Below are 558 nucleotides of genomic sequence, written 5' to 3'. Positions count from 1 at the left end.
TGGGCCTTGTGCTCCCGTTCCCCCTGTCGCTCCTTGGATTCCTTGAGAACCTTGTGGGCCTTGAATTCCTTGTGGGCCGGTTGGACCTATGTCGCCTTGTGGGCCTTGAACCCCTTGCGGACCTTGATCTCCTGTGGCCCCCGTTACTCCTTGAATTCCTTGCGGACCTTGAACACCTTGGGGACCCGTCGGACCTATCTCTCCTTGCACTCCTTGGATTCCTTGCGGACCTTGTAAACCCGTCCCTCCGGTTGCTCCCGTTTCTCCCGTCGCTCCTGTCACTCCAGTTGAGCCTGTTGCCCCAGTATCTCCTGTTACTCCTGTCGCTCCAGTTGCTCCTGTTGGGCCAGGTGGTCCACCAGATGGACCTGTTACTCCCGCCGGACCTGATGGCCCCGTTGGGCCGGTCGGTCCGGCTGGTCCTCCAGATGGGCCTGTTATCCCTGTTGGACCTGTTACTCCTGTTGGGCCTGTAGTGCCTTCCCCTGTCGCACCTGTTGCTCCCGTATCTCCTGTTGCCCCAGTCGGACCTTGTATTCCTTGTATTCCTTGTGGACC

Annotated in this window: 1 pseudogene; it reads right to left on the bottom strand. The window is 59.3% G+C overall.

Annotated elements, in window-relative coordinates:
• Window positions 1–558 (bottom strand): annotated as a pseudogene (locus MR079_RS28365) (collagen-like protein); the annotation flags it as partial.

It is taken from the genome of Bacillus cereus group sp. BfR-BA-01381, assembly GCF_022663555.1.
In the GTDB taxonomy this organism is placed as follows: Bacteria; Bacillota; Bacilli; order Bacillales; family Bacillaceae_G; genus Bacillus_A; species Bacillus_A pacificus.
The sequence above is the reverse complement of the archived record's forward strand: the minus strand, read 5'-3'. Positions and strand labels throughout refer to the sequence as shown.